A 23763-nucleotide genomic window follows, 5' to 3' on the forward strand; every position below is an offset into this window, starting at 1 on the left:
ACGTGATGATCCTCCTGGTCGCCGTCGCCGGTGTGTCGGGCCTGCTGTTCGGCTCCTTCCTCAACGTGGTGATCGCACGGGTCCCGGCGGGGGAGTCGGTGGTCTCGCCGGCCAGCCGGTGTCCCCGCTGTGGTGGGGCGATCGGACCTCGGGACAACGTGCCGGTGGTGTCCTGGCTGCTGCTGCACGGCCGAAGCCGGTGCTGTGGTCTGCCGATCAGTCGCCGCTACCCCCTGGTCGAGGCCGGCTCCGCGATGGCGCTGGCCGCTGTCACGGCCTGGATGCTGCACCGCTCGGGCACCGCCGGCTGGCCTCTGGGCGACAATTCCGCGCCGAGCCCCGCCTGGTTGCTCGCCTGGGTGGCGCTGGCCTGGTTCACCCTGGCCGGCATTGCGCTGGCGCTGATCGACATCGACGTGAAGCGGCTGCCCACGGTCATCGTGGTCCCGTCCTGGTGGATCGGTGCCGCACTGCTGGGGGGCGCCGCGCTGCTCGCCGGCAACCGGCCGGCCGCCGTCCGGATGCTGCTCGGTGGGGTGGGCCTGTGGCTGCTCTACCGCCTGCTGCATCAGGTGTACCCCGCCGGGATGGCCTACGGCGACGTCCGGCTGGCGGGCCTGATCGGTGGCTACCTGGCCTGGGTGGGGTGGGGGGCACTGGCCGTGGGCGCCTTCGCGGGCTTCCTGTTCGGTGCCCTGGGTGGGGTGGTGCTCATGGCCGTGCACGGCGGTGGGCTGAAACGGAAGATCCCGTACGGGCCCTACATGTTGGCCGGCACCTGGGTCGGACTGATCTGGGGCGAGCAACTCGCCCACGCCTATCTCAGGCTGACCGGGCTGGGCTGACCGGGCTGGGCTGACCCCACCTCGCGCCGTCCGATTGCGCCGTTCGGGTCGCCGCCGTCCGGGCGACACTGACCCCCCGGCGTCAAGGGCCAAACCCCCTGGGCCGATGGCTCATTCGCGGGATCCGACCGCCGCAGCGCGGGACGCGCAGTGGGATCGAAGGGGTGGGCCATGGCCGGCAAGACCGCCATCGGGCTGGACATCGGGACGTCAGTCGTCCGCGCTGTCGAGCTCTCGTACGGTCGGGGTGGGATCACGCTCGAACGCTTCGGGCAGGTGGTCCTGCCCGAGGGAGCGATCCGGGACGGCGAGGTCGTCGACATCGAGGCCACGAGCCAGTGCCTGCGGCAATTGTGGAAGGCCACCGGGTTCAGTCATCACCGGGTGGTCATCGGGGTGGCCAACCAACGGGTGATCGTGCGCCAGCTCGATCTGCCCTGGATGGAGCGCGAGGAACTGCGCGAGTCGTTGGCCTTCCAGGTGCAGGACTACCTGCCGATCGACGCCAACCAGGCCGTGCTCGACTTCTTCCCGCTGGAGGAGTTGACCGACTCGGCCGGGGCGCGCAAGCTGCGGGGGCTGCTGGTGGCGGCCTCCCGAGACACCGTGTTGGCCAATGTCCGGTGTGCCGAGAAGGCCGGTCTGGACGTGGTCTCGGTCGACCTGACCTCCTTCGCCGTTCTGCGGGCGCTGGGCAAGCAGTCACATGCCGAGGTCGAGACCGAGGCCCTGATCGACGTCGGTGCTCGGGTGACCAACATCGTGGTCTACAGCGGGGGCCTGCCGCGCTTCGTGCGCATCCTGCTGATGGGCGGTCAGGACGTCACCGACGCCATCGCCGAACGTCTCGGCGTCCCACTGGGACATGCGGAGGCGATGAAGCAACAGGTCGCCTTCGCACCCCCCACGGAGGAGACAGCCGCCGTCAGTCGTGTGGTGGACGCCGTCTCGCAGGAGTTCGTCGACGAGGTGCGGGGGTCGCTGGACTACTACGCGGCCTCCAACCCCGGCGCCCCGGTGGAGCGGATCCTGATCTCGGGCGGGGGATCCCGGCTGGCCGGGTTGGTGCCGCGCCTGGGTGCCGCGACCCGGGTTCCGGTGGTCGCGGGTGATCCGATGGCCAACCTGCGCATCGGGCGCACCGGGCTCGATGACAGCCAACTCGACTTCGTCAAGCCGTTGGCCGCCGTGCCGGTCGGACTCGCACTGGGAGCGATCTGATGACGATGACCATGCCCGTGGGGCAGGAGGCCACCGTCACCCGGAACCGGGTGGAGTGGGCCACTGTGCCCCGCGTCAACCTGCTGCCTCCGGAGATCATCGAGAGCCGCCGGTTCCGTCGCATCCAGGGGATCCTGGCCGCTTCGGTGATCGGTGTGGCGCTGATCGGCATCCTCGGCACCTTCTGGGCTCAGCACCAGGTCGGTGTCGCCAACGCCGAACTCGCCGTGGTCGAGGCTCGCACCCAAGAGCTGCACAAGCAGGAAGCGCAATACGCTGAGGTGCCTCGCGTGCTGGCCAAGGTGGACGCCGCCCGCACCGCTCGCGAGACCGCGATGGCCGGTGATGTGCTCTGGTACCGCTTCCTGGACGAGCTGTCGGTCGCGACTCCTGCCTCTGTGTGGCTCGGGACCCTCGACCTCGCCCTGACCGAGGGAACAGCCGGCCAACCGGTCACGGACGCGCTGGCGGCACAGGGGATCGGTGAGATCAGTGTGACCGGCACCGCCAAGCGTTTCCCCGACGTCGCGCAGTGGTTGACCTCGGTGGCCAGCGTCACGGGCATGGATGTGAGCCGGTTGCAGTCGGCCGTCCACACGCAGGATGAACGGACCACCGCGAACATCGACTTCGCCGCCTCGGTGACCGTGAAGCCGGACGCCCTGTCCCACAGGTACGACCGAAAGGCCCGTTGAGATGTTGAGCAGCAAGACATCCCGCTGGACGGCGACCACCGCGTTGCTGTGCGCCGCGATCATGGCGGCCACCTGGTTGCTGCTGATCTCGCCACGCCGAGCCGAGGCTGCCGACATCCGCGCCCAGGCCGAGGAGCGACAGTCGCAGAACGACGCCCTGCAACTCGAGGTGGCACAACTCCGGGCGCAATTCGCCGAGCTCGGCAAGAGCCGGGCCGAACTCGCCCAGATCCAGGCCCAGATGCCGATCAATGCGGCGATGCCGGCCCTGGTTCGCAGCGTGGACGCTGCGGCCACGGCCTCTGGTGTGGACCTGGTGAGCCTGACTCCCGCTGCGGCCAAGACGATGACCCAGCGCCAGGGGGCCGCGTCGACCCCGGCGCCGTCCGCCGGTACCGGTGCCCCGGCTTCCCCGGCAGCCGGCAGCGCCGGTGGCCTGCGGGTGATCGAGCTCCCGGTCACCATCGTGTCCCATGGTGAGTACTTCCAGCAGGTGCTGTTCCTCAAGAAGCTGCAGACCGAGCTGGTTCGCGTCCTGGCCATCAGCAGCCTGCAGATGGCGGTGCAAGAGGCAACCGACGCCGAGGACTCGGCCACCGGCGTGGTCATGACCGTGACCGGACGCGTCTTCGCCCTGCCCGACGCCGCGGCGACCGCGCCGACCACCACGTCCGGCACGTCCGGCTCGACCGGCTCGACCGGCTCGACCGGCTCGACCGGCACGACCGGTTCGACCGGCACGAACACACCGGCGAGTGGCACCGGCGCGAGCTCGACGCCCCAGACCGCCGCGTTGTCCGCCGGCCCCGCGACCCGAGTGGGAGAGCAGTCATGACCGAGAGCCCGACGCCGACCTTTGGTGGTCCGGACCCCGAGGCAGGCCACCAGCTGCCGGCGCCCGAGCCCGAAGCCGCCCCGGCACGCACGATCAAGCCGCTCTACCTGGTCGGTGGCGCGGTGGCGGCACTCGCGCTGCTCGGTGGGGTGGGCTACGCGGTGCTCGCAGCGAGTTCGCAGGAGCCGGCAGCCGTCGCGCAACCGACCATGGCGCCCGGGGCCAGTGTGTCCTCGACCACCCCGAGCCCACTCACGGAGCCGAGCCCCGGAGCCAGCACGCTGGACATCGCGCCGGTCGTCCTGGCCACCCGCGACCCGTTCACCGCCAAGCCCACCGCCGCCACGGGTACGGCCGGCACCGGTACCACCGGGGCCACGGCGAACGACTCGACCACGACGGCCACCGTCACCACGACGTCCACGGCCACCGTCACCGCGACCAAGCGGGTCACCCCCACGGTCACCAAGACGGTGCCCACCACCGTCACGGCCACCCCCACGTATGTCTTCGTCGCCTCGGTGAGCGGGGCGCAGGCGACGTTGGTGGTCAACGGCTCGGTTCCGGTGACCCTCAACGCGGGCGAGAGCACCAGCGGCGTGACCTTCGTGCTGGTCGACCCCGCCAACCCCAGCACCTGCGCCATGGTCGAGCGGACGGGCGCCGCCGGTGGCGGCACCTCGGTCTGCGAGGGCCGGTCGCTTCAGCTGAGCTGAGCAGGGGGCACGAGGGACCCGCCGGGTAGGCACCGGATCGAGCTGCGCGACATGGCAGGATCGAGCCATGCTGCGCTGGTTGACCGCGGGTGAGTCCCACGGACCTGCCCTGATCGGGGTGCTCGAGGGCCTTCCCGCCGGAGTTCACGTCACCACCGGCGACATCGACGCTGCGCTGCAGCGCCGCCGCCTGGGCTACGGCCGCGGCGCGCGGATGGCCTTCGAGGCGGACGCCGTCCGCGTGCTGGGCGGGTTGCGCCACGGGGTGAGCCAGGGTGGGCCACTGGCCATCGAGGTGGGCAACACCGAGTGGCCCAAGTGGCAGACCGTGATGGCGGCCGACCCGGTGGACGACGACCTGCTCGCCGCGCAGGCGCGCAACGCACCGCTCACCCGGCCCCGCCCGGGCCACGCCGACCTGGTCGGCATGCAGAAGTACGGCTTCGACGACGCCCGGCCGATCCTCGAACGCGCCTCGGCCCGCGAGACCGCCACCCGGGTCGCGCTCGGTGCCGTGGCAGAGGCGTTCCTGGCCCAGGCCGCAGGCATCACGTTGGTCTCGCACACCGTCGGGATCGGCCCGGTCGCCGTTCCGCAGGATGCCCCGTGGCCGGTACCGGCCGACACCGCAGCGCTGGACGCCGACCCGATGCGGTGCGCGCACGCTGCCACCAGCGCCGCCATGGTCGCCGAGGTCGACGCCTGCCGTAAGGCCGGTGACACTCTCGGTGGTGTGGTCGAGGTGCTCGCCTACGGTCTGCCCCCGGGCCTGGGCAGCCATGTGCACTGGGACCGCCGGCTCGATGCCCGGCTGGCGGGCGCCCTGATGGGCATTCAGGCGATCAAGGGGGTCGAGGTCGGCGACGGCTTCCTGACGGCGTCGCGGCGCGGCTCGGTCGCTCACGACGAGATCGAGCGCAACGGGGTGGGTCTGGTGCGGCGCACCGGGCGGGCCGGGGGCATCGAGGGCGGCATGTCGACCGGTGACCCGTTGCGGGTCCGGGCGGCGATGAAGCCGATCTCGACGGTGCCCCGCGCCCTGGACACCGTGGACGTCACCACCGGCGAGGCGGCCATCGCGATCAATCAACGCTCCGACGTGTGTGCCGTCCCCGCCGCGGGCGTGGTGGCCCAGGCCATGGTCGCGCTGGTCCTGGCCGATGCCGTGGTGGAGAAGTTCGGCGGTGACTCGGTGGCCGAGACGGCCCGAAACGTGCGTGGTTACCTCGAGTCGTTGCCCGAGCTACTGCGTCCGCAGCACGCGTGAGCGGGTCGAGTGATGCCGCGCTCCCGCGCGGCGTGGTGCTGACGGGATTGCCCGGATCGGGGGCGTCCTCGGTGGCGCGGCTGCTCGCGCAACGGCACGGGCTCCTCGTGCGCGACAGCGACCGGGACGCCGAACGGCTGCTCGGCGCCGAGGTCGCCGACCTCTTCGTGAGCGGGGGCGAGGCGGCGTTTCGTGAGGCCGAGCGGGCCGTGGTGCTCGCAGCATTGGCCGACCTGAGGGCCGGCGCGGTGCCCGGATCGCCGGCCGTGGTCGTCGTCGGCGGCGGAGCACTCGAGCACGAGCAGGTGGCTGCCGCCCTGCGAGGGACCACGGCGGCTGGGGTGGCGCTGGTGTTCCTCGACGTGCTGCTGCCGGATGCTGCGCGACGTCTCGGCTGGCAGACCCAGGCCGTGCCGGCCGGCTTGGGTAGCCCTCGGGCCACCTGGCAGCGGTTGGCGGACCAGCGCCGCGCGCAGTGCCGCGACCTGGCCACCCTCGTGATCAGTACGGATGGGTTCACCATCGAACAGGTCACCGATCTGATCGACGCACAGTTGGAGGAGAGGACGACGTGAAGCGAATCCGGGTCGGGGGCGGCTTTCCGGGGGAGCCGGCCGAGGCAGGTGCCTACGACGTGGTCGTCGGCCACGACCTGCTGGACCAGTTGCCCGCTCTGGTGGCCGGGGCGCAACGGGTGATGGTGCTCTCGGCGGAGGCCGTGTCGGCCACGGCCGACCGCGCCGTCGATCAACTGCGCCAGGCCAGTCACGAGGTCATCGCTCACCGGTTGCCCGATGCCGAGCAGGCCAAGACGGCCCAGGTGCTCACCGACTGCTGGGCGCTCCTGGGCCAGGCCTCGTTCACCCGCTCCGACGCCATCGTGGCCGTCGGCGGGGGAGCGGTGACCGACCTGAGCGGATTCGTCGCGGCCACCTGGCTGCGCGGCGTCCGCGTGGTGCACGTGCCGACCACCCTGCTCGGCATGGTGGACGCCGCGGTGGGCGGCAAGACCGGCATCAACACCGCCGAGGGCAAGAACCTGGTCGGGGCCTTCCATCCTCCCGGCGGGGTGTTGTGCGACCTCGACACCCTGCTCACGCTGCCGCGCGCCGATCTCGTGGCGGGCATGGCCGAGGTGGTGAAGGCCGGGTTCATCGCCGACCCCGCGATCCTGCGTCTGATCGAGACCGACCCGCAGGCCGCGCTGGCCGTCGACGGCGAGGTGCTCGCCGAGTTGGTTCACCGCGCCATCGCGGTGAAGGCCGATGTGGTCACCCAGGACCTCAAGGAGTCCTCGCTGCGCGAGATCCTGAACTACGGGCACACCTTCGGCCATGCCATCGAGCAGGCCTCGGCCTACACCTGGCGTCACGGCGAGGCCGTGGCGGTCGGCATGATGTTCGCCGCCGAGCTGGGCCGGTTGGTGGAGCGCACCTCGCCCGAGCTGGTCACGCGCCACCGGGAGGTGTTGACCTCGTTGGGGTTGCCGACCGGCTACGCCGGGGACGCCGGCTGGGGGGACCTGGTGACCCTGATGGGCCGGGACAAGAAGACGCGCGGCAGCACGCTGCGGTTCGTGGTGCTGGACGACGTGGCGCGCCCGGGCCGGCTGGTCGGCCCCACCGAGGAGCTGCTCGCGCAGGTCTATGAGCAGGTGCGCGCCCGGTAGCATGGGCGGCCGGCCGATTCCGATTCGACGAAGGCAGCGACAGTGGCAACAACGAACGACCTGAAGAACGGCTTGGTGCTCAACATCGACGGCCAGTTGTGGGCCGTGGTGGAGTTCCAGCACGTCAAGCCCGGCAAGGGTGGCGCCTTCGTGCGCACCAAGTTGAAGAACGTGCTGTCCGGCAAGGTCGTGGACCGAACCTTCAACGCCGGCACCAAGGTCGAGACGGCCACCGTCGACAAGCGGGACATGCAGTACCTGTACAAGGACGGCGAGGACTTCGTCTTCATGGACTCCTCGACCTACGACCAGTTGCACATCGGTGCGGCCACGGTCGGGGACGCCGCGAACTTCCTGCTGGAGAACCAGGAGGCGATGGTCGCCGTCCACGAGGGCACCCCGCTCTACGTCGAGCTGCCGACCTCCGTGGTGCTCGAGATCACCTACACCGAGCCCGGCCTGCAGGGCGATCGTTCGACCGGTGGCACCAAGCCCGCCACGGTCGAGACCGGCTACGAGATCGCCGTTCCCCTGTTTCTCGAGACCGGCACCAAGGTCAAGGTCGACACCCGCACCGGGGATTACCTCGGTCGGGTCAGCTGACCCGGTGAGCGCCCGGGGCAAGGCGCGCAAACGCGCTCTGGACGTCCTGTTCGAGGCCGATGTCCGGGGCACGTCCGTGGCGTCCCTGACGGCCGAGCGTTCCGCGGCGACGGCGCCGGCCGGCTACACGGCGCAGATCGTGGAGGGAGTGCTGGCCCGGTCGGCCCGGATCGACGAGCTGCTGTCGACCTACGCCGTGGGCTGGACGCTCGATCGGATGCCCGCCGTGGACCGCGCGATCCTGCGGATCGGGGCGTGGGAACTGCTCTACAACGACGAGGTGCCCGATGCGGTCGCCATCGACGAGGCCGTTCGGCTGGCGACGGAACTGTCGACGGACGACTCGCCGTCCTTCGTCAACGGGCTGCTGGCTCGGTTGCTGGATGTGAAGGCGGGAGCCTGAACCAGGCCCCCAACCGTGAGGGCGGCACGGGCTGTGACAATCGCGCCCGAGACCGCCCTCACCGTGGGTCACTCCTCGGCGGCCACCGCACGCCGGGCGTCGGCGTTGAGCACGCCCCAGGCGATCAGCTGCTCGGCGAGCACGGCCGGCGGCACGTCGTAGATGACGGCCAGCGTGCGCAGATCGTCGGTGCGGATCGAGAGCACCTTGCCGTTGTAGTCACCGCGCTGACCCTGGATCGTCGCCGCATAGCGCGCGAGCGGGCCGGCTTTCTCGGCCGGCACCGACTGGAGCCGCTCGAGGTCGAGCACCAACTTCGGCGGCGGTTCGCTGCTGCCGGTCGGTGCCGCATCGGGCAGCAGGGCTTGGACGGGGACGCCGTAGAAGTCCGCCAGCTCAGCGAGTCGCTGGACGGTCACGGCTCGGTCACCGCGCTCGTAGGAGCCGACGACGACCGCTTTCCAGCGGCCCTCGGACTTCTCCTCGACACCGTGCAGGGACAAACCTTGCTGGGTACGGATGGCGCGGAGGCGGGCACCCAGTGCCCGTGCGTAATCGGAGGCCATGCGGTGATGGTCACGGAGAGTTATCGTCCCCGTCAAGCGGGATCGCCGAATCTCACGCATTGAATCTCGAGCAGGTGCGCTGAACGGGCGCTTTTGCCGGAAATGCGGTCGCCGAACGGGTGAATGGCACCTGACGGTGCGGTGACGGCTGCAGGTGGCACAGCTCACCGCTCCCGGGGCCGGTGGTCACCACGGTTCCGGCATGGCGCTGACGAGCCGCTGGTAGCCTCGCAGGCGTCATCACCAGTTCCTTTAAGCCCGTCCGGTGAGGCGGGGAAGGGATGGTTCGCGTGGTCAGCGCGCGCACCGTGCTCGAATCGGCCGATGTGGCCCGGGCACTCACTCGCATCGCCCATGAGGTCCTCGAGCAGAACAAGGGCTCGGACCGGCTCGTCGTTCTCGGGATCCCCACCCGCGGTGTGACCCTCGGCCAACGCCTGGCCCGCCGGCTCGGCGAGATCGAGGGGCATCCGATTCCGCACGGGTGCCTCGACGTGACCATGTATCGCGACGATCTGCGCCAGCACCCGATGCGCCCGTTGGGGGCCACCGCGGTGCCCGAGGGCGGCATCGACGACCGGGTGGTGGTGCTGGTGGACGACGTGCTGTTCTCCGGGCGCACCATCCGGGCCGCGCTCGACGCGCTGTCGGACCTGGGCCGCCCGCGCGCCGTCCGGTTGGCGGTGCTGGTCGACCGGGGGCATCGGGAGCTGCCGATCCGGGCCGATCACGTGGGCAAGAACCTGCCCACCTCCCTGGCCGAACGGGTGCAGGTGAGCCTGGCCGAGATCGACGGCCGCGACGAGGTCGCCATCGAGCAGCTCGCGGCGGGCGAGCGATGAGCCGCGGCTTCTCCCACCTGCTGAGCGCGGCCGATCTGGATCTGGCCGATGCCGTGCAGGTGCTGGACACCGCCGAGCAGATGGTGGCGACCCAGCAGCGCGAGATCAAGAAGCTGCCCACCCTGCGCGGGCGCACCGTGGTGAATCTGTTCTACGAGGATTCGACGCGCACCCGGATCTCGTTCGAGGCGGCGGCCAAGCGGTTGTCCGCGGACGTGATCAACTTCTCGGCCAAGGGATCCAGCGTGTCCAAGGGCGAGAGCCTGAAGGACACCGCGTTGACGTTGCAGGCCATGGGCGCCGACGCGGTGGTGATCCGGCACTCGGCCTCGGGTGCCCCGCACCGGCTCGCCCAGGCGCAATGGGTGCGCGGCGCGGTGATCAACGCCGGCGACGGGACCCACGAGCACCCCACCCAGGCCCTGCTGGACGCCTTCACGCTGCGCCGACACCTGGTGGGCTCCGACCGGGTCGGGGCCGATCTCGCCGGACGCACCGTGGCCATCGTGGGCGATGTGCTGCACAGCCGGGTGGCCCGTTCGAACGTGCTGCTGCTGCACACCCTGGGTGCCCGGGTGGTGCTGGTGGCCCCGCCGACGTTGTTGCCGGTGGGTGTCGAGGCCTGGCCGGTCGAGGTCTCCTACGACCTGGACGCCACGCTGGCCGGCAGGTCGATCGGTGACCTGGACGCCGTGATGATGTTGCGGGTTCAGGCCGAGCGGATGAACGCCGCGTTCTTCCCCTCGGCCCGGGAGTACTCGCGCCGCTACGGCCTGGACGCCGTGCGCCTGGCCCGGTTGCCCGGCCACACCATCGTGATGCACCCCGGCCCGATGAACCGCGGGCTGGAGATCTCCGCTGCCGCCGCCGACTCACCGCGCTCGACCATCGTCGAGCAGGTGGCCAACGGTGTCGCCGTCCGCATGGCCGTGCTCTACCTGCTCCTGTCCGGAGGGAACGACTCGTGAGCCCCACCAGCTCCAGCTATCTGATCACTGCTGTTCGACCGCTGGGGGGTGAACCGGTCGACCTCCTGCTGCGCGACGGCGTGATCGCCGCGATGGGGGCCGGCCTCGACGTGACCGCGCTCGGCCCGGACCTCGCATCGGACAGGGCGCGGGATGGGGCGCGGGACAGGGCGCGGGACGTGGTGCGGGTGGACGGCGCCGGCCTGGTCGCGCTGCCCGGCTTGGTCGACCTGCACACCCACCTGCGCGAACCGGGTCGCGAGGACGCCGAGACGGTGGCCTCGGGCACCCTGGCCGCGGCCCGTGGCGGGTTCACCGCAGTGCACGCGATGGCCAACACCTCGCCGGTGGCCGACACCGCCGGCGTGGTGGAGCAGGTCTGGAGCCTGGGCCGACGAGCGGGCTGGGTCGACGTCCGGCCGGTCGGTGCGGTCACGGTGGGGCTGAACGGCGAGCGGCTGGCCGAACTCGGGGCGATGGCCGACTCGGCTGCCGCGGTGCGGGTGTTCTCCGACGACGGCAAGTGCGTCAGCGACGCGGTGCTGATGCGCCGCGCCCTGGAGTACGTCAAGGCCTTCGACGGCGTGGTCGCCCAGCACGCCCAGGAACCGCGGCTGACCGAGGACGCCCAGATGCACGAGGGGGAGATCTCGGCCCGGCTGGGTTTGCGCGGCTGGCCGGCGGTCGCCGAGGAGGCGATCATCGCCCGCGACGTGCTGCTGGCCGGGCACGTCGGCTCGCGGTTGCACATCTGCCACGTCTCGACGGCAGGGTCGGTCGAGATCGTGCGCTGGGCCAAGCAACGGGGGATCGCGGTGACCGCCGAGGTCACCCCGCATCACCTGATGCTCACCGACGTCGAGGTGTGCAGCTACGACCCGGTGTTCAAGGTGAACCCGCCGCTGCGGACCCGGGCCGACGTCGAGGCGGTGCGTGAGGGCCTGGCCGACGGCACGATCGACATCGTGGCCACCGACCACGCGCCGCACCCGGTCGAGGACAAGGACTGCGAGTGGGCCGTGGCCGCGATGGGCATGACCGGGCTCGAGACGGCGCTCTCGGTGGTGCAGCACACCATGGTCGACACCGGGTTGCTGGACTGGGCCGGTGTGGCGCACCGGATGTCGGCCGTGCCGGCACGGATCGGCTCGCTGACCACCCAGGGCCGCCCGCTCGCCGTGGGTGAGCCGGCCCACCTGACCCTGGTCGATCCGGCGGCGCGCACCGTGGTCGATCCCGAGGCGATGGCGACGAGCGGACGCAACAGTCCCTGGCGTGGCCGGGAGCTGCCCGGGCGCGTGGTGGCGACCTTCTACCGAGGGCGAGCGACGGTGCTCGACGGCCGGCCGCAACCGTGCCGTGACGACGTGGAGGTGGGGGCGTGAGCGCCGTGGCGAACGGTGGCCGGGCCGTCCTGGTGCTCGAGGACGGCCGGACCTGGATCGGGAACGCTTACGGCGCAACGGGTTCCACGTTGGGCGAAGCGGTGTTCGCCACGGGCATGAGTGGCTACCAGGAGACGCTGACCGATCCGTCGTATCACCGGCAGATCGTGGTCATGACGGCGCCGCACATCGGCAACACGGGCATGAACGACGAGGACGGCGAGTCCAGCCGGGTCTGGGTCGCGGGCTACGTCGTGCGTGACCCCGCTCGCCGGGCGTCCAACTGGCGCTCGCGCCGCGAGCTGGGGGATGACCTGGCAGCTGCCGGGGTGGTCGGCATCAGCGGGATCGACACCCGTGCGGTCACCCGGCACCTGCGAGAACGAGGGGCCATGCGAGCCGGGATCTTCTCGGGCGATGCGCTGGGCGATCCGGGCCTGCGCGATCCCGCCCAGGCCGCCGGTCTGGTGGCCCGGGTGATGGCCGCACCGCCGATGGCCGGTGCCGACCTGGCCGGTGAGGTGAGCACTTGCGAGCCGTATGTCGTGGCGGCGCAGGGCACCAGACGGCTGGTGGTGGCGGCGCTCGACCTGGGTATCAAGGCGATGACGCCGCGCCTGATGTCCGAACGGGGCATCGAGGTGCACGTTCTCCCCGCCACCTCGACCATCGAGGACGTGCTCCCCGTCCAGCCGGACGGGGTGTTCTTCAGCAACGGACCCGGCGACCCGGCGGCCTCGGTCGGGCCGGTGGCCCTGCTGGGTGAGGTGCTGGGCCGCAGGATCCCGTTCTTCGGCATCTGCTTCGGCAACCAGATGCTCGGCCGGGCGCTCGGGCGCGGCACCTACAAGCTGGGCTATGGCCACCGGGGCATCAACCAGCCGGTGATGGACCGGGCCACCGGGCGGGTCGAGGTCACCGCACACAACCACGGCTTCGCTGTGGACGCCCCCCTGGACGCCCCGTTCGAGACCCCGTTCGGGGCCGCCGAGGTGAGCCACGTCGGGCTGAACGACGGCGTGGTCGAAGGGCTGCGCTGCCTCGACGTGCCGGCCTTCTCGGTGCAGTACCACCCCGAGGCGGCGGCCGGTCCGCACGACTCCGCCTACCTGTTCGACCGATTCGCGGATCTGATGACGGGAGCAACTCGCTGATGCCCAGGCGCACCGATCTGAACAGCGTCCTGGTGATCGGCTCGGGTCCGATCGTGATCGGCCAGGCCTGCGAGTTCGACTACTCCGGAACCCAGGCGTGCCGGGTGCTGCGCGCCGAGGGGCTGCGCGTCATCCTGGTCAACTCCAACCCCGCCACGATCATGACCGACCCCGAGTTCGCCGACGCCACCTACGTCGAGCCGATCACCCGCGAGGTGATCGAGGCGATCATCGCCAAGGAACGGCCCGACGCGCTGCTGCCCACCCTGGGCGGGCAGACCGCGCTGAACGCCGCGATGGACCTGCACGCCGCAGGGGTGCTGGAGCGTTACGACGTCGAGCTGATCGGCGCCAGCGTGTCGGCCATCGAGGCCGGTGAGGACCGCCAGCAGTTCAAGGGCGTGGTCGAGCGGTGTGGCGCCGAGGTGGCGAAGTCGCGGATCTGTCACTCGATGGCCGAGTGCCACGAGGCGGTGGCCGAGCTCGGGTACCCGGTTGTGGTGCGGCCCTCGTTCACCATGGGCGGCTTGGGTTCGGGCATCGCGCGCACCCCCGAGGAGCTGGAGCGGATCGCCGGCACCGGGTTGCAGTACTCACCCACCACCGAGGTGCTGCTCGAGGAGTCGATCCTCGGCTGGAAGGAGTACGAGCTCGAGCTGATGCGCGACCGCAACGACAACGTCGTGGTGGTCTGCTCGATCGAGAACCTCGACCCGATGGGCGTGCACACCGGTGACTCGATCACCGTGGCGCCCGCACTGACGCTGACCGACCGCGAGTACCAGCGGCTGCGCGACATCGGCATCGCCGTGATCCGCGAGGTCGGCGTCGACACCGGCGGGTGCAACATCCAATTCGCGGTCAACCCGGACGACGGCCGTGTGGTCGTCATCGAGATGAACCCTCGGGTGTCGCGGTCGTCCGCTCTGGCCTCCAAGGCAACGGGTTTCCCGATCGCGAAGATCGCAGCCCGGCTCGCCGTGGGGTACACCCTCGACGAGATCCCGAACGACATTACCGAGAAGACTCCCGCCAGCTTCGAGCCCACGCTCGACTACGTCGTGGTCAAGGCGCCCCGGTTCGCCTTCGAGAAGTTCACCTCGGCCGACCCGACGCTGACCACCACCATGAAGAGCGTCGGCGAGGCGATGGCGATCGGGCGGTGCTTCACCGAGGCGCTGCAGAAGGCCTTGCGTTCGTTGGAGAAACGCGACGCGAGCTTCCACTGGAACGGGCCGGCGCCGTCCGGAGCCGAGCTCGAGGCCCTGCTGCAGGCGGTGCGCATCCCGACCGAGAGCCGGCTGGTGCAGGTGCAGCAGGCGATTCGCGGTGGCGCCAGTGTCGAGCAGCTGCACGAGCTGACCGACATCGACCCGTGGTTCCTCGACCAGTTGGTGTTGATCGACGAGACCGCGGCGATGGTCAAGGCCGCCGAGCCCCTGAGCGCCGAGGTGATTCGCGAAGCCAAACGGCACGGCTTCTCCGACGCGCAGATCGGGTCGCTGCGGGGGATGAGCGAGGACGTCGTCCGCGGCGTCCGGCAGGCCCTGGGGGTGCGACCGGTCTACAAGACCGTCGACACCTGCGCGGCCGAGTTCGCGGCGTCCACGCCGTATCACTACTCGAGCTACGACGACGAGGACGAGGTCGCGCCGTCGGGACGCCGCAAGGTGATCATCCTGGGGTCGGGACCGAACCGGATCGGGCAGGGGGTCGAGTTCGACTACTCCTGCGTGCACGCCTCGTTCGCGTTGCGCGACGCGGGGTTCGAGACCGTGATGGTCAACTGCAACCCCGAGACGGTCTCGACCGACTACGACACCTCCGACCGGCTGTACTTCGAACCGCTGACCCTCGAGGACGTGCTCGAGGTGGTGCACACCGAGCAACGCAGCGGTGAGCTGGTCGGGGTGATCGTGCAACTGGGCGGGCAGACCCCGCTGGGGCTGGCGGCCCGGCTGGAGGCCAACGGGGTGCCGATCGTGGGCACCTCGCCCGAGGCGATCCACCGGGCCGAGGAGCGCGGCGCGTTCGGCCGGTTGCTGGCCCGGGCCAAGCTGCGCGCCCCCGAACACGGCATGGCGTCCAGCTTCGTCGAGGCCAAGGCGGTGGCCGATCAGGTGGGGTACCCGGTGTTGGTGCGGCCCTCGTACGTGCTCGGCGGGCGCGGCATGGAGATCGTCTTCGACGAGGAGATGCTCGAGGACTACATCGGCCGGGCCACCCAGGTGAGCCCGGAGCACCCGGTGCTGGTCGACCGGTTCCTGGGTGATGCCATCGAGATCGACGTCGATGCGCTCTACGACGGGCACGAGCTCTACCTCGGGGCGATCATGGAGCACATCGAGGAGGCCGGCATCCACTCCGGCGACTCGGCGTGTGTGTTGCCGCCGGCAACCCTCGGCGTGGCCGAGATGGACCGGGTGCGCCTGGCCACCGAGGCGATCGCCGACGGCATCGGGGTGCTCGGCCTGCTCAACGTGCAGTTCGCCCTGGCCGGTGGGGTGCTCTACGTCCTGGAGGCCAACCCGCGAGCCAGCCGGACGGCGCCGTTCGTGTCCAAGGCCACCGGGGTGGCACTGGCCAAGGCCGCGGCGCGGATCATGCTGGGCTCGACGATCGCCGACTTGCGGGCCGAGGGCATGCTGCCGCTGTACGGCGACGGTGGCACCCTGCCGGACGGCGCGCCGGTCTCGGTGAAGGAGGCGGTGCTGCCGTTCAAGCGGTTCCGCACCACCGAGGGCAAGGTGGTCGACACCCTGCTCGGGCCCGAGATGCGTTCCACCGGTGAGGTGATGGGCATCGCCCCCGACTTCCCGCGGGCCTTCGCCAAGTCACAGAAGGCCGCCTACGGGGGTCTGTCCACCAGCGGCACGGTCTTCGTCTCGGTCTCGGACATCGACAAGCGGGCCATCATCTTCCCGGTGAAACGCCTGGTGGAGCTGGGATTCCGGCTGTTGGCCACCGAGGGCACCGCGAACGTGTTCCGCCGCAACGGGATCGCCTGCGAGGTGGTGCGCAAGCACAGCTCGGGGCCGGGGCCCAACGGTGAGCCGACCATCGTCGACCTGATCAACGCCGACGAGATCGACATGGTGGTCAACACCCCGAGCGGGCCCGCGGCCCGCCACGACGGGTACGAGATCCGTTCGGCCACCACGTCGATGGACAAACCGATCATCACCACCGTGCAACAACTGGCGGCCGCGGTGCAGGCGATCGAGGTCGACCGGGACGGTGAGGTGCACGTGGCCTCGCTGCAGGAGCACGCCGCGGTTCTCGCCAAGGGGCGGTCGTTGCAGGTGGCCGAGGTCGAGAAGGGAGCCCAGTCGTGATGGAACGTCCGGTCCAGCAGGAGGTCCGACTGCGTTCGGTACAGCCTGAGGGCGCCTACTTCCGGCTGGCGCTCGACGCTGCGGACGTGGCGCGCAAGGCTCAGCCCGGTCAGTTCGTGGCCTTGAGCGTCGGCGGTGCCACCAGCGCCATGCTGCTGCGCCGCTGCTTCTCGATCGCCGGGGTGCGCGACGGAGCGGTCGAGTTGCTGATCGCAGCGCGCGGGGCGGGCAGCACCTGGCTCACCGAACGCACACCGGGCGCCACACTCGACCTGGTCGGTCCGCTCGGTGGCCCGTTCCCGCCCGTTCCACCGCGGGCCGGGGTCGTTCTGGTCGGTGGGGGCTACGGGGCGGCGCCACTGTTGTGGTTCGCCGAGGAGCTGATCCGCCGGGGTCGTCCGGCCGCCTCGGTGCAATTGGTGCTCGGCGCGGCCACCGAGGGCCGGCTGGCGGGGGTCGAGCAGGCACGTGCGCTGGGCGCCGGGGTCCACGTCACGACGGACGACGGCAGCGCGGGCCTGCCGGGTCGGGTCACCGACGCGGTGCCGGCCGCACTGGCGGCCGCGTCCGCTGCCACCGGGGGCGCGCAGCCGGCGGAGGTGTACGCCTGCGGGCCGATGGTGATGTTGCGGGCCGTGAGCCAGGTGGCAGCGGCCCAGGGCTCGCCGACCTGGTGCGCCGTCGAGGAGTCGATGGCCTGTGGAGTGGGGGTCTGCATGACCTGTGTGTTGCCGATCCGCGGCGCGGACGGTGAGGTGCGCAACACGCGAACCTGCACCGAGGGGCCGACCTTCGACGCCGCGGCCATCGTCTGGGATCAGATCCCCGGGCTCGAGGGGGCCGGCCGATGACCGCCGTGGAGCGCCACGTGGAGCGTCAGCTGGCGCACGTCGAGGTGAGCGATGTCGACCTGTCCACCCACATCGGTTCGCTGGAGCTTCCCAACCCGGTGCTGACCGCCAGCGGATGCTCCGCGGCGGGGCGCGAGTTGGAGCCCTTCCTGGACGTCGCCGGGCTCGGGGCGGTGGTCACCAAGTCCATCGCCCGGGCGGCCCGACCCGGGCGGGCGACGCCGCGCATGGCCGAGACGCCGTCCGGCATGCTCAACAGCATCGGGCTGCAGGGACCGGGTATCGAGGCCTTCCTCGACAAGGACCTGCCGTGGCTGCGGGAGCAGAAGGCGCGGGCCGTGGTCTCGATCGCCGGGGGGGACGCCGCCGAGTTCGTCGAGCTCGCCGCGCGGCTGGCCGATCTCGGCCCGGACGGCGGCGTCAGCGCCATCGAGGTCAACATCTCCTGCCCGAACGTGGCCAACCGGGGGTTGGTCTTCGCCTGCGACCCGGGGTCGAGTACCGAGGTGGTCTCCGGGGTGGTGCAGGTGGTGGCCGGCCGGGTGCCGGTGCTGGCCAAGCTGTCGCCGGACGTCACCGACATCGTCGCCATCGCCAAGGCCTGTCTGGACGCCGGCGCCGACGGCCTGGCGATGATCAACACCACGCTCGGCATGGTGATCGACACCGACACGTTGCGTCCGGTGCTGGCCGGGATCACCGGGGGCCTGTCCGGTCCGGCGATCCGCCCGATCGCCGTCCGCTGCATCTATCAGGTGCACGCGGCCATGCGAGCCGGGGCGCTGCGTCCGGCGCCGATCGTCGGTATCGGGGGAGTGCGCACCGGGCTGGATGCGCTGCAGCTGGTCGCGGCGGGGGCGTGCGCGGTTCAGGTGGGCACGGCGACCTTCAACGATCCCTCGGCGCCGGAGCGGGTGGTGGGGGAGTTGCGGACGGCCCTGGCGGAGCGAGGGTTCAGCCGCTTCACGGACGTCATCGGGAGGGCCCATGTCTGAGCTGATCGATGGGCGCGAGCCGTTCGGTGCGCGCCTGGCCAACGCCATGGCCGGCCGGGGCCCGCTGTGTGTGGGGATCGACCCCCACCCCGGGCTGCTCGCGCAGTGGGGGCTCAACGACGACATCGCCGGTCTGGAGCGGTTCTCGATGACCGTCGTCGAGGCTCTGGCCGATCGGGTGGCGGTACTCAAGCCACAGTGCGCGTTCTTCGAGCGGCACGGTTCTCGAGGCGTGGCGGTGCTGGAACGCGTTCTGGCCGAGGGGATGTCGGCAGGTGCGCTGATGATCGCCGACGCCAAGCGCGGTGACATCGGCTCGACGATGGCCGCCTATGCGGATGCCTTCGTCGGTGACGCCTCGCCGCTGGCCGCCGACGCCGTGACGGTCTCGGCCTACCTCGGCTTCGAGTCGTTGCGGCCGGTGCTCGACCTGGCCGCCGCCACCGGACGCGGGGTCTTCGTGCTCGCGTTGACCTCCAACCCGGAGGGTCCGCAGGTGCAGCACGCCCGGGGGGTCGACGGCCGTACGGTCGCCCAGACCATGCTGGACGCGGTCGCTGCCGAGAACGCCGGCATCGCACCGATGGGCTCGGTCGGCGTCGTGGTCGGGGCCACCGTGGGTGGGGCGGGCGCGGCCCATGACCTGAGCGCCGTCAACGGCCCGTTCCTGGCGCCGGGAATCGGGGCACAGGGGGCCGGTCCGGCCGAGCTGCGCCAGGTCTTCGGGACATCGCTGTCCACCGTGCTGCCCAGCTCCAGCCGCGAGGTTCTGCGAGGTGGTCCGAGCATCGACGGCCTGCGTGAGGCCGCCACCACGACCCTGCACGAGGTCACCACCGCCCTGCGCTAACCCCTTGGTGATCATGCAATTGATCCCCAAACCCCTCGTGATCATGCAATCCGTGCACAAAACGTGCACTGATTGCATGATCACCGAGGTGGGTGGGGCTTCGGCGGCCGAGCAACCTCGCACGTCTGTGGGCGAGGATCGTTACCCTCACGCCATGCCTGCCGCCGCCACCACTGTCGAGGACTACCTCGCCGGCTTCGATGAACCCGTGCAGTTGCTGCTGCGCCAGGTCCGTGAGGCCATCCTGCGAGGGATGCCGGGCAGCACTGAGAAGATCCGCTACGGCATGCCGGCAGTGATGCTGGAGGGACGGTACGGGCTGCACTTTGCCGGCTGGAAGAGCCACGTCGGCCTCTACCCGGTACCGGTGCTGGACGGCGACCTCGAGCTGGAGGTCGCGCCGTACCGCTCCACCAAGGACACGGTGAAGTTCCGCTACGTGAAGCCGATTCCGTACGACCTGATCGAGAGACTGGCGCGTGAGATCGCCTCACGGAGCCTCGGCTGACCCCTCGGCGGGCTGTCAGCTCACCACAAGGGGCTCTCGCGAGGCTGGTCTGAGGCCCAACTATGGCGTTAGGTGCACAATCAACCACCCTGAGTCAGGCGATATCGCCTGATCGCGTTGCCCGGTGTGCCAACGAGTGGGTAGGTTCTGACCTGCGATCTCACGCCGACACATGATCGACCGAGGTGAAACCTGTGGCACTGCCCCCCTTGACCCCCGAGCAGCGCACGGCTGCGCTGGCCAAGGCCGCCGAAGCCCGGCGTGCCCGCGCCGAGGTGAAGAACCGGCTGAAGTACTCCCAGGGCTCCCTCGGTGATGTGATCCGTGAGGGCCAGGCGAACGAGATCATCGGCAAGATGAAGGTCTCCGCCCTGCTCGAGGCCATGCCCGGCGTCGGCAAGGTGCGCGCCCGACAGATCATGGAGGAGATCGGGATCTCCGAATCTCGCCGGGTGCGGGGCCTGGGCACGAACCAGGTTGCTGCGCTCGTCGAGCGCTTCTCTCGCTGACCGGCGACGGTGAGCGAGGGGGACCCGGGGGTTTCCACGACACGGCTGACGGTGTTGGCCGGGCCGACCGCGGTCGGCAAGGGCACGGTCTCGGCCGACGTCAGAGTGCGATACCCGCAGGTGTGGTTGTCGGTGTCCGCCACCACCCGCCCGCCCCGCCCGGGCGAGGAACACGGCACGCACTACATCTTCGTGAACGACGCCGAGTTCGACCGCATGGTCGCGGCCAACGAACTGCTCGAGTGGGCCGTCGTCCACGGTCGATACCGCTACGGGACGCCGCGCCGTCCGGTACAGCAGGTACTGGCCGCCGGACGACCGGCGCTGCTGGAGATCGATCTGCAGGGCGCTCGGCAGGTCCGCGAGCGCATGCCGGAGGCGTTCTTCGTCTTCCTGGCACCGCCGTCCTGGGACGAACTGGTTCGCCGGCTGGTGGGCCGGGGCACCGAGGACGCCGCCGAGCGGGAGCGCCGGCTGGCCACGGCCCGCGAGGAACTGGCGGCCGAATCGGAGTTCGACCTCACCATCGTGAACCACGATGTGCACCAGGCGGCCGATCAGCTCGTAGAATGCATGGGGCTGCGTCCGACGGCGCACCCTCTGGGGTGACCGTCGACCGACATCTCAGCACCCCGTCCGTTCCAGCAAGGAGCACTGTGTCCGGAACCGTTGCGGCACCCGAGGGCATCACCAACCCCCCGATCGACGACCTGCTCGCCACCGTCGACTCGAAGTACGCCCTGGTGATCTATGCCTCCAAGCGGGCGCGCCAGATCAACGCGTACTACTCCCAGCTGGGCGAGGGCCTGCTCGAGTACGTCGGCCCCCTGGTCGAGACCCACGTGCAGGAGAAGCCGCTGTCCGTGGCCATGCGTGAGATCAACGAGGGCCTGCTCACCGCCGAGCCCACCGAGGGCTGAGCCCCGTGGGCGACGGCGCGCGAGCGCGCGTCGTTCTCGGCGTCAGCGGGGGGATCGCCGCCTACAAGGCGGCGGTGCTGCTGCGCCTGCTCGCCGAGCATCACGACTGCGACATCACCGTCGTCCCGACCGACGCCGCGCTGCACTTCGTCGGTGAGGCCACCTGGGCGGCGCTGTCGGGCCACCCGGTCGCCACGGGCGTCTGGGACGACGTGCACCGGGTGCCGCACGTGCGCCTCGGCCAACAGGCCGACCTGGTTCTGGTCGCCCCCGCCACGGCCGATCTGCTCGCCCGGGCCGCGCACGGCCAGGCCAACGACCTGCTCACCTCCACCCTGCTGACGGCGCGCTGCCCGGTGCTCATGGCGCCGGCGATGCACACCGAGATGTGGGACCACCCCGCCACCCGGGCCAATGTGGCCCTGCTGCGTGAGCGGGGGGTCGTCGTCCTGGAGCCCGCCAGCGGACGGCTCACCGGCGCCGACACCGGGCCGGGCCGGCTGCCCGAACCCGAGGCGATCGCTGCCGCGGCCGCCCGCCTGCTCGCCGGCCACCGCCGGGGCGCCGGGGCCACTGCCGACCTGGCCGGACGCCACGTGGTGATCAGTGCCGGCGGCACCCGCGAACCGCTCGATCCGGTGCGCTACCTCGGCAACCGTTCCTCGGGTCGTCAGGGCTATGCGCTGGCCGCTGCGGCCGCCGCCCGGGGCGCATCCGTCGTCCTGGTCTCGGCGAACGTCGCGCTGTCGCCGCCCGCCGGGGTCGAGGTGGTCGAGGTGGGCACCGCGCTCGAGCTGCGGCAGGCCGTGCTGGCGGCCTGCGCGCCCACGCCGGACGGGCGCCGTCCGGATGCCGTGGTCATGGCCGCCGCCGTCGCCGACTACCGCCCGGCGGCCATCGCCGAGCACAAGCTGAAGAAGACCCACACCACCGCGGACGACGACAGCGCACCGACCATCGAGCTGGTCAGGAACCCCGACGTGCTGGCCGAGCTGGTGCGCGAGCGGGCCGCCGCGGTGATCGTGGGCTTCGCCGCCGAGACCGGTGACGAGACGGGCGACGTGTTGGCCCACGGCCTGGCCAAGCTGGCCCGCAAGGGGTGTGACCTGCTCGTGGTGAACGACGTCTCGTCCGGCAAGGTGTTCGGACGGGACGTCACCGAGGTGACGATCCTGGACGCCGCCGGGGGAGTGCACCCGGTGCCGGCGGGCAGCAAGGACGAGGCGGCCGAGGCGATCTGGGACGCCGTGCTACGGCACGGGTGAGCCACTCGTCGTACCGCCGTTAGAGTGATGACCAAGACAGCAGCCGCTGCACCTGACGGGAGTACCGTGACACACCGTTTGTTCACGTCCGAGTCGGTGACCGAGGGTCACCCGGACAAGATCTGCGACCAGATCTCCGACGCCATCCTGGACGGCCTGCTCGCCGCCGACCCGCGCAGCCGGGTCGCCGTCGAGACCATGGTCACCACCGGTCTGGTGCACGTGGCCGGTGAGGTCACCACCGAGGCCTACGTGGACATCCCCTCGATCGTGCGCCAGACCATCCTGGGCATCGGGTATGACTCCTCGACCAAGGGCTTCGACGGAAACTCGTGTGGCGTCGAGATCTCGATCGGGTCGCAGTCACCCGACATCGCGCAGGGCGTGGACGCCGCGTATGAAACCCGAGTCGAAGCCTCTACCGGACCAGTCGACCCGCTGGACGCCCAGGGCGCCGGCGACCAGGGCCTGATGTTCGGCTACGCCTGCGACGAGACCCCCCAGCTCATGCCGCTGCCGATCTGGCTGGCCCACCGCCTGGCGCAGCGTCTGTCCGAGGTGCGGCGCAGCGGCGAGGTGCCCTACCTGCGCCCGGACGGCAAGACCCAGGTCACCATCGCCTACGACGGCGACCGCCCGGTCGGCCTGGACACCGTGGTGGTGTCGAGCCAGCACGCCGCCGACATCTCCCTCGAGAACCTGCTCACCCCGGACGTGGCCACCCTGGTGGTCAAGCCGGTGCTGGACGAGGTCGCGATCGACGCCTCGAACTACCGGCTGCTGGTCAACCCCACCGGGCGGTTCGAGATCGGCGGCCCGATGGGTGATGCCGGTCTGACCGGTCGCAAGATCATCGTCGACACCTACGGTGGCATGGCCCGCCACGGTGGTGGCGCGTTCTCGGGCAAGGACCCGTCGAAGGTCGACCGTTCGGCCGCCTACGCGATGCGGTGGCTGGCCAAGAACGTGGTGGCCGCGGGTCTGGCTCGCCGGTGCGAGGCACAGGTCGCCTACGCCATCGGCAAGGCGCACCCGGTGGGCCTCTACCTCGAGACCTTCGGCACCGAGACCGTCGACCCGGCCCGGCTCGAGAAGGCGGTGCGTGAGGTCTTCGACCTGCGCCCGGCGGCGATCATCCGCGACCTCGACCTGCTGCGGCCGATCTACAAGGCGACGGCGGCGTACGGGCACTTCGGCCGCACCGATGCCGGTCTGGACTTCCCGTGGGAGCGGACGAACCGGGTCGAGGCGTTGCACTCCGCCGTCGCCTGAGTCGTGTGGCATGGCCCCTGCAACGGTTGGTGATCAGGCAATCCGTGCACCTTTCACCGCCCGCCTGAGCCTGTGAAGGCTGTGTCGAG

General features: G+C 70.8%; 25 protein-coding genes. 24 read left to right on the forward strand and 1 reads right to left on the reverse strand.

Annotated elements, in window-relative coordinates:
* The first annotated feature begins 5 nt into the window (after window positions 1-5).
* From IPK24_13695 to nusB, 10 genes are all read left to right on the forward strand, one after another.
* Window positions 6-845, forward strand: a complete 840-nt coding sequence (locus tag IPK24_13695) for a prepilin peptidase (GenBank protein ID MBK8076578.1) — start codon at window positions 6-8, stop codon at window positions 843-845.
* A gap of 171 nt (window positions 846-1016) precedes the next feature.
* Window positions 1017-2066: a type IV pilus assembly protein PilM gene (gene pilM / locus IPK24_13700; GenBank protein MBK8076579.1), complete on the forward strand. Its 1050-nt coding sequence runs from the start codon at window positions 1017-1019 to the stop codon at window positions 2064-2066.
* Window positions 2066-2761: a PilN domain-containing protein gene (locus tag IPK24_13705; GenBank protein MBK8076580.1), complete on the forward strand. Its 696-nt coding sequence runs from the start codon at window positions 2066-2068 to the stop codon at window positions 2759-2761. The genes pilM and IPK24_13705 overlap by 1 nt, the downstream gene beginning before the upstream one ends.
* Before the next feature lies 1 nt (window position 2762).
* A complete protein-coding gene (gene pilO / locus IPK24_13710; GenBank protein ID MBK8076581.1) occupies window positions 2763-3596 on the forward strand; it encodes a type 4a pilus biogenesis protein PilO in 834 nt (277 codons plus the stop codon).
* Window positions 3593-4312 (forward strand): hypothetical protein, encoded by a 720-nt coding sequence (locus IPK24_13715; GenBank protein ID MBK8076582.1) that lies wholly within the window; start codon window positions 3593-3595, stop codon window positions 4310-4312. The genes pilO and IPK24_13715 overlap by 4 nt, the downstream gene beginning before the upstream one ends.
* A gap of 67 nt (window positions 4313-4379) precedes the next feature.
* Window positions 4380-5579, forward strand: coding sequence for a chorismate synthase (gene aroC / locus IPK24_13720; protein MBK8076583.1), 1200 nt, complete (start codon window positions 4380-4382; stop codon window positions 5577-5579).
* Window positions 5576-6154, forward strand: coding sequence for a shikimate kinase (locus IPK24_13725; GenBank protein ID MBK8076584.1), 579 nt, complete (start codon window positions 5576-5578; stop codon window positions 6152-6154). Before aroC ends, IPK24_13725 begins: the two co-directional genes overlap by 4 nt.
* Before the next feature lie 5 nt (window positions 6155-6159).
* Window positions 6160-7248 (forward strand): 3-dehydroquinate synthase, encoded by a 1089-nt coding sequence (locus IPK24_13730; GenBank protein MBK8076585.1) that lies wholly within the window; start codon window positions 6160-6162, stop codon window positions 7246-7248.
* A 42-nt stretch (window positions 7249-7290) separates the two neighbouring features.
* On the forward strand, window positions 7291-7851 hold the full coding sequence (gene efp, locus IPK24_13735) for an elongation factor P (GenBank protein MBK8076586.1): 561 nt from the start codon (window positions 7291-7293) through the stop codon (window positions 7849-7851).
* Window positions 7852-7855: 4 nt separating this feature from the next.
* Window positions 7856-8254: a transcription antitermination factor NusB gene (gene nusB / locus IPK24_13740; protein ID MBK8076587.1), complete on the forward strand. Its 399-nt coding sequence runs from the start codon at window positions 7856-7858 to the stop codon at window positions 8252-8254.
* 68 nt (window positions 8255-8322) lie between these two features.
* On the opposite strand, the gene IPK24_13745 is transcribed toward nusB, so the two are convergent.
* Window positions 8323-8820 carry a transcriptional regulator gene (locus tag IPK24_13745; protein ID MBK8076588.1) on the reverse strand — a complete coding sequence of 166 codons (498 nt, stop codon included), beginning with the start codon at window positions 8818-8820 and terminating at the stop codon, window positions 8323-8325.
* Window positions 8821-9101: 281 nt separating this feature from the next.
* Between IPK24_13745 and pyrR the strand changes: the two genes are divergently transcribed.
* The 14 genes from pyrR (at window position 9102) to IPK24_13815 (ending at window position 23674) form a co-directional block, all read left to right on the forward strand.
* Window positions 9102-9662, forward strand: a complete 561-nt coding sequence (pyrR, locus tag IPK24_13750) for a bifunctional pyr operon transcriptional regulator/uracil phosphoribosyltransferase PyrR (GenBank protein ID MBK8076589.1) — start codon at window positions 9102-9104, stop codon at window positions 9660-9662.
* Window positions 9659-10630 (forward strand): aspartate carbamoyltransferase catalytic subunit, encoded by a 972-nt coding sequence (locus IPK24_13755; GenBank protein MBK8076590.1) that lies wholly within the window; start codon window positions 9659-9661, stop codon window positions 10628-10630. The genes pyrR and IPK24_13755 overlap by 4 nt, the downstream gene beginning before the upstream one ends.
* Window positions 10627-12015 carry a dihydroorotase gene (locus tag IPK24_13760; GenBank protein ID MBK8076591.1) on the forward strand — a complete coding sequence of 463 codons (1389 nt, stop codon included), beginning with the start codon at window positions 10627-10629 and terminating at the stop codon, window positions 12013-12015. The genes IPK24_13755 and IPK24_13760 overlap by 4 nt, the downstream gene beginning before the upstream one ends.
* Window positions 12016-12020: 5 nt before the next feature.
* The gene (gene carA, locus IPK24_13765; protein MBK8076592.1) at window positions 12021-13169 is read left to right on the forward strand and encodes a glutamine-hydrolyzing carbamoyl-phosphate synthase small subunit; all 1149 of its coding nucleotides are present in this window, start codon (window positions 12021-12023) and stop codon (window positions 13167-13169) included.
* Entirely contained in the window at window positions 13169-16504 is a 3336-nt protein-coding gene (gene carB / locus IPK24_13770) for a carbamoyl-phosphate synthase large subunit (protein ID MBK8076593.1), read from the forward strand. The genes carA and carB overlap by 1 nt, the downstream gene beginning before the upstream one ends.
* On the forward strand, window positions 16501-17355 hold the full coding sequence (locus IPK24_13775; protein MBK8076594.1) for a dihydroorotate dehydrogenase electron transfer subunit: 855 nt from the start codon (window positions 16501-16503) through the stop codon (window positions 17353-17355). Before carB ends, IPK24_13775 begins: the two co-directional genes overlap by 4 nt.
* Window positions 17352-18350: a dihydroorotate dehydrogenase gene (locus IPK24_13780; protein MBK8076595.1), complete on the forward strand. Its 999-nt coding sequence runs from the start codon at window positions 17352-17354 to the stop codon at window positions 18348-18350. Before IPK24_13775 ends, IPK24_13780 begins: the two co-directional genes overlap by 4 nt.
* Window positions 18343-19200, forward strand: a complete 858-nt coding sequence (gene pyrF, locus IPK24_13785) for an orotidine-5'-phosphate decarboxylase (protein MBK8076596.1) — start codon at window positions 18343-18345, stop codon at window positions 19198-19200. Before IPK24_13780 ends, pyrF begins: the two co-directional genes overlap by 8 nt.
* Window positions 19201-19354: 154 nt before the next feature.
* On the forward strand, window positions 19355-19708 hold the full coding sequence (locus IPK24_13790) for a DUF1801 domain-containing protein (protein ID MBK8076597.1): 354 nt from the start codon (window positions 19355-19357) through the stop codon (window positions 19706-19708).
* A 194-nt stretch (window positions 19709-19902) separates the two neighbouring features.
* The gene (locus tag IPK24_13795; protein MBK8076598.1) at window positions 19903-20217 is read left to right on the forward strand and encodes a 30S ribosomal protein S13; all 315 of its coding nucleotides are present in this window, start codon (window positions 19903-19905) and stop codon (window positions 20215-20217) included.
* A 9-nt stretch (window positions 20218-20226) separates the two neighbouring features.
* Window positions 20227-20826 carry a guanylate kinase gene (gene gmk, locus IPK24_13800; protein ID MBK8076599.1) on the forward strand — a complete coding sequence of 200 codons (600 nt, stop codon included), beginning with the start codon at window positions 20227-20229 and terminating at the stop codon, window positions 20824-20826.
* A 47-nt stretch (window positions 20827-20873) separates the two neighbouring features.
* Window positions 20874-21137 carry a DNA-directed RNA polymerase subunit omega gene (locus IPK24_13805; protein ID MBK8076600.1) on the forward strand — a complete coding sequence of 88 codons (264 nt, stop codon included), beginning with the start codon at window positions 20874-20876 and terminating at the stop codon, window positions 21135-21137.
* Between the two features lie 5 nt (window positions 21138-21142).
* Window positions 21143-22402: a bifunctional phosphopantothenoylcysteine decarboxylase/phosphopantothenate--cysteine ligase CoaBC gene (coaBC, locus tag IPK24_13810; protein ID MBK8076601.1), complete on the forward strand. Its 1260-nt coding sequence runs from the start codon at window positions 21143-21145 to the stop codon at window positions 22400-22402.
* A gap of 27 nt (window positions 22403-22429) precedes the next feature.
* Complete coding sequence (locus IPK24_13815) at window positions 22430-23674, forward strand: methionine adenosyltransferase (protein MBK8076602.1); 1245 nt, start codon at window positions 22430-22432, stop codon at window positions 23672-23674.
* The last annotated feature ends 89 nt before the right edge of the window (window positions 23675-23763 follow it).

It is taken from the genome of Kineosporiaceae bacterium, from assembly GCA_016713225.1.
GTDB lineage: Bacteria > Actinomycetota > Actinomycetes > Actinomycetales > Kineosporiaceae > JADJPO01.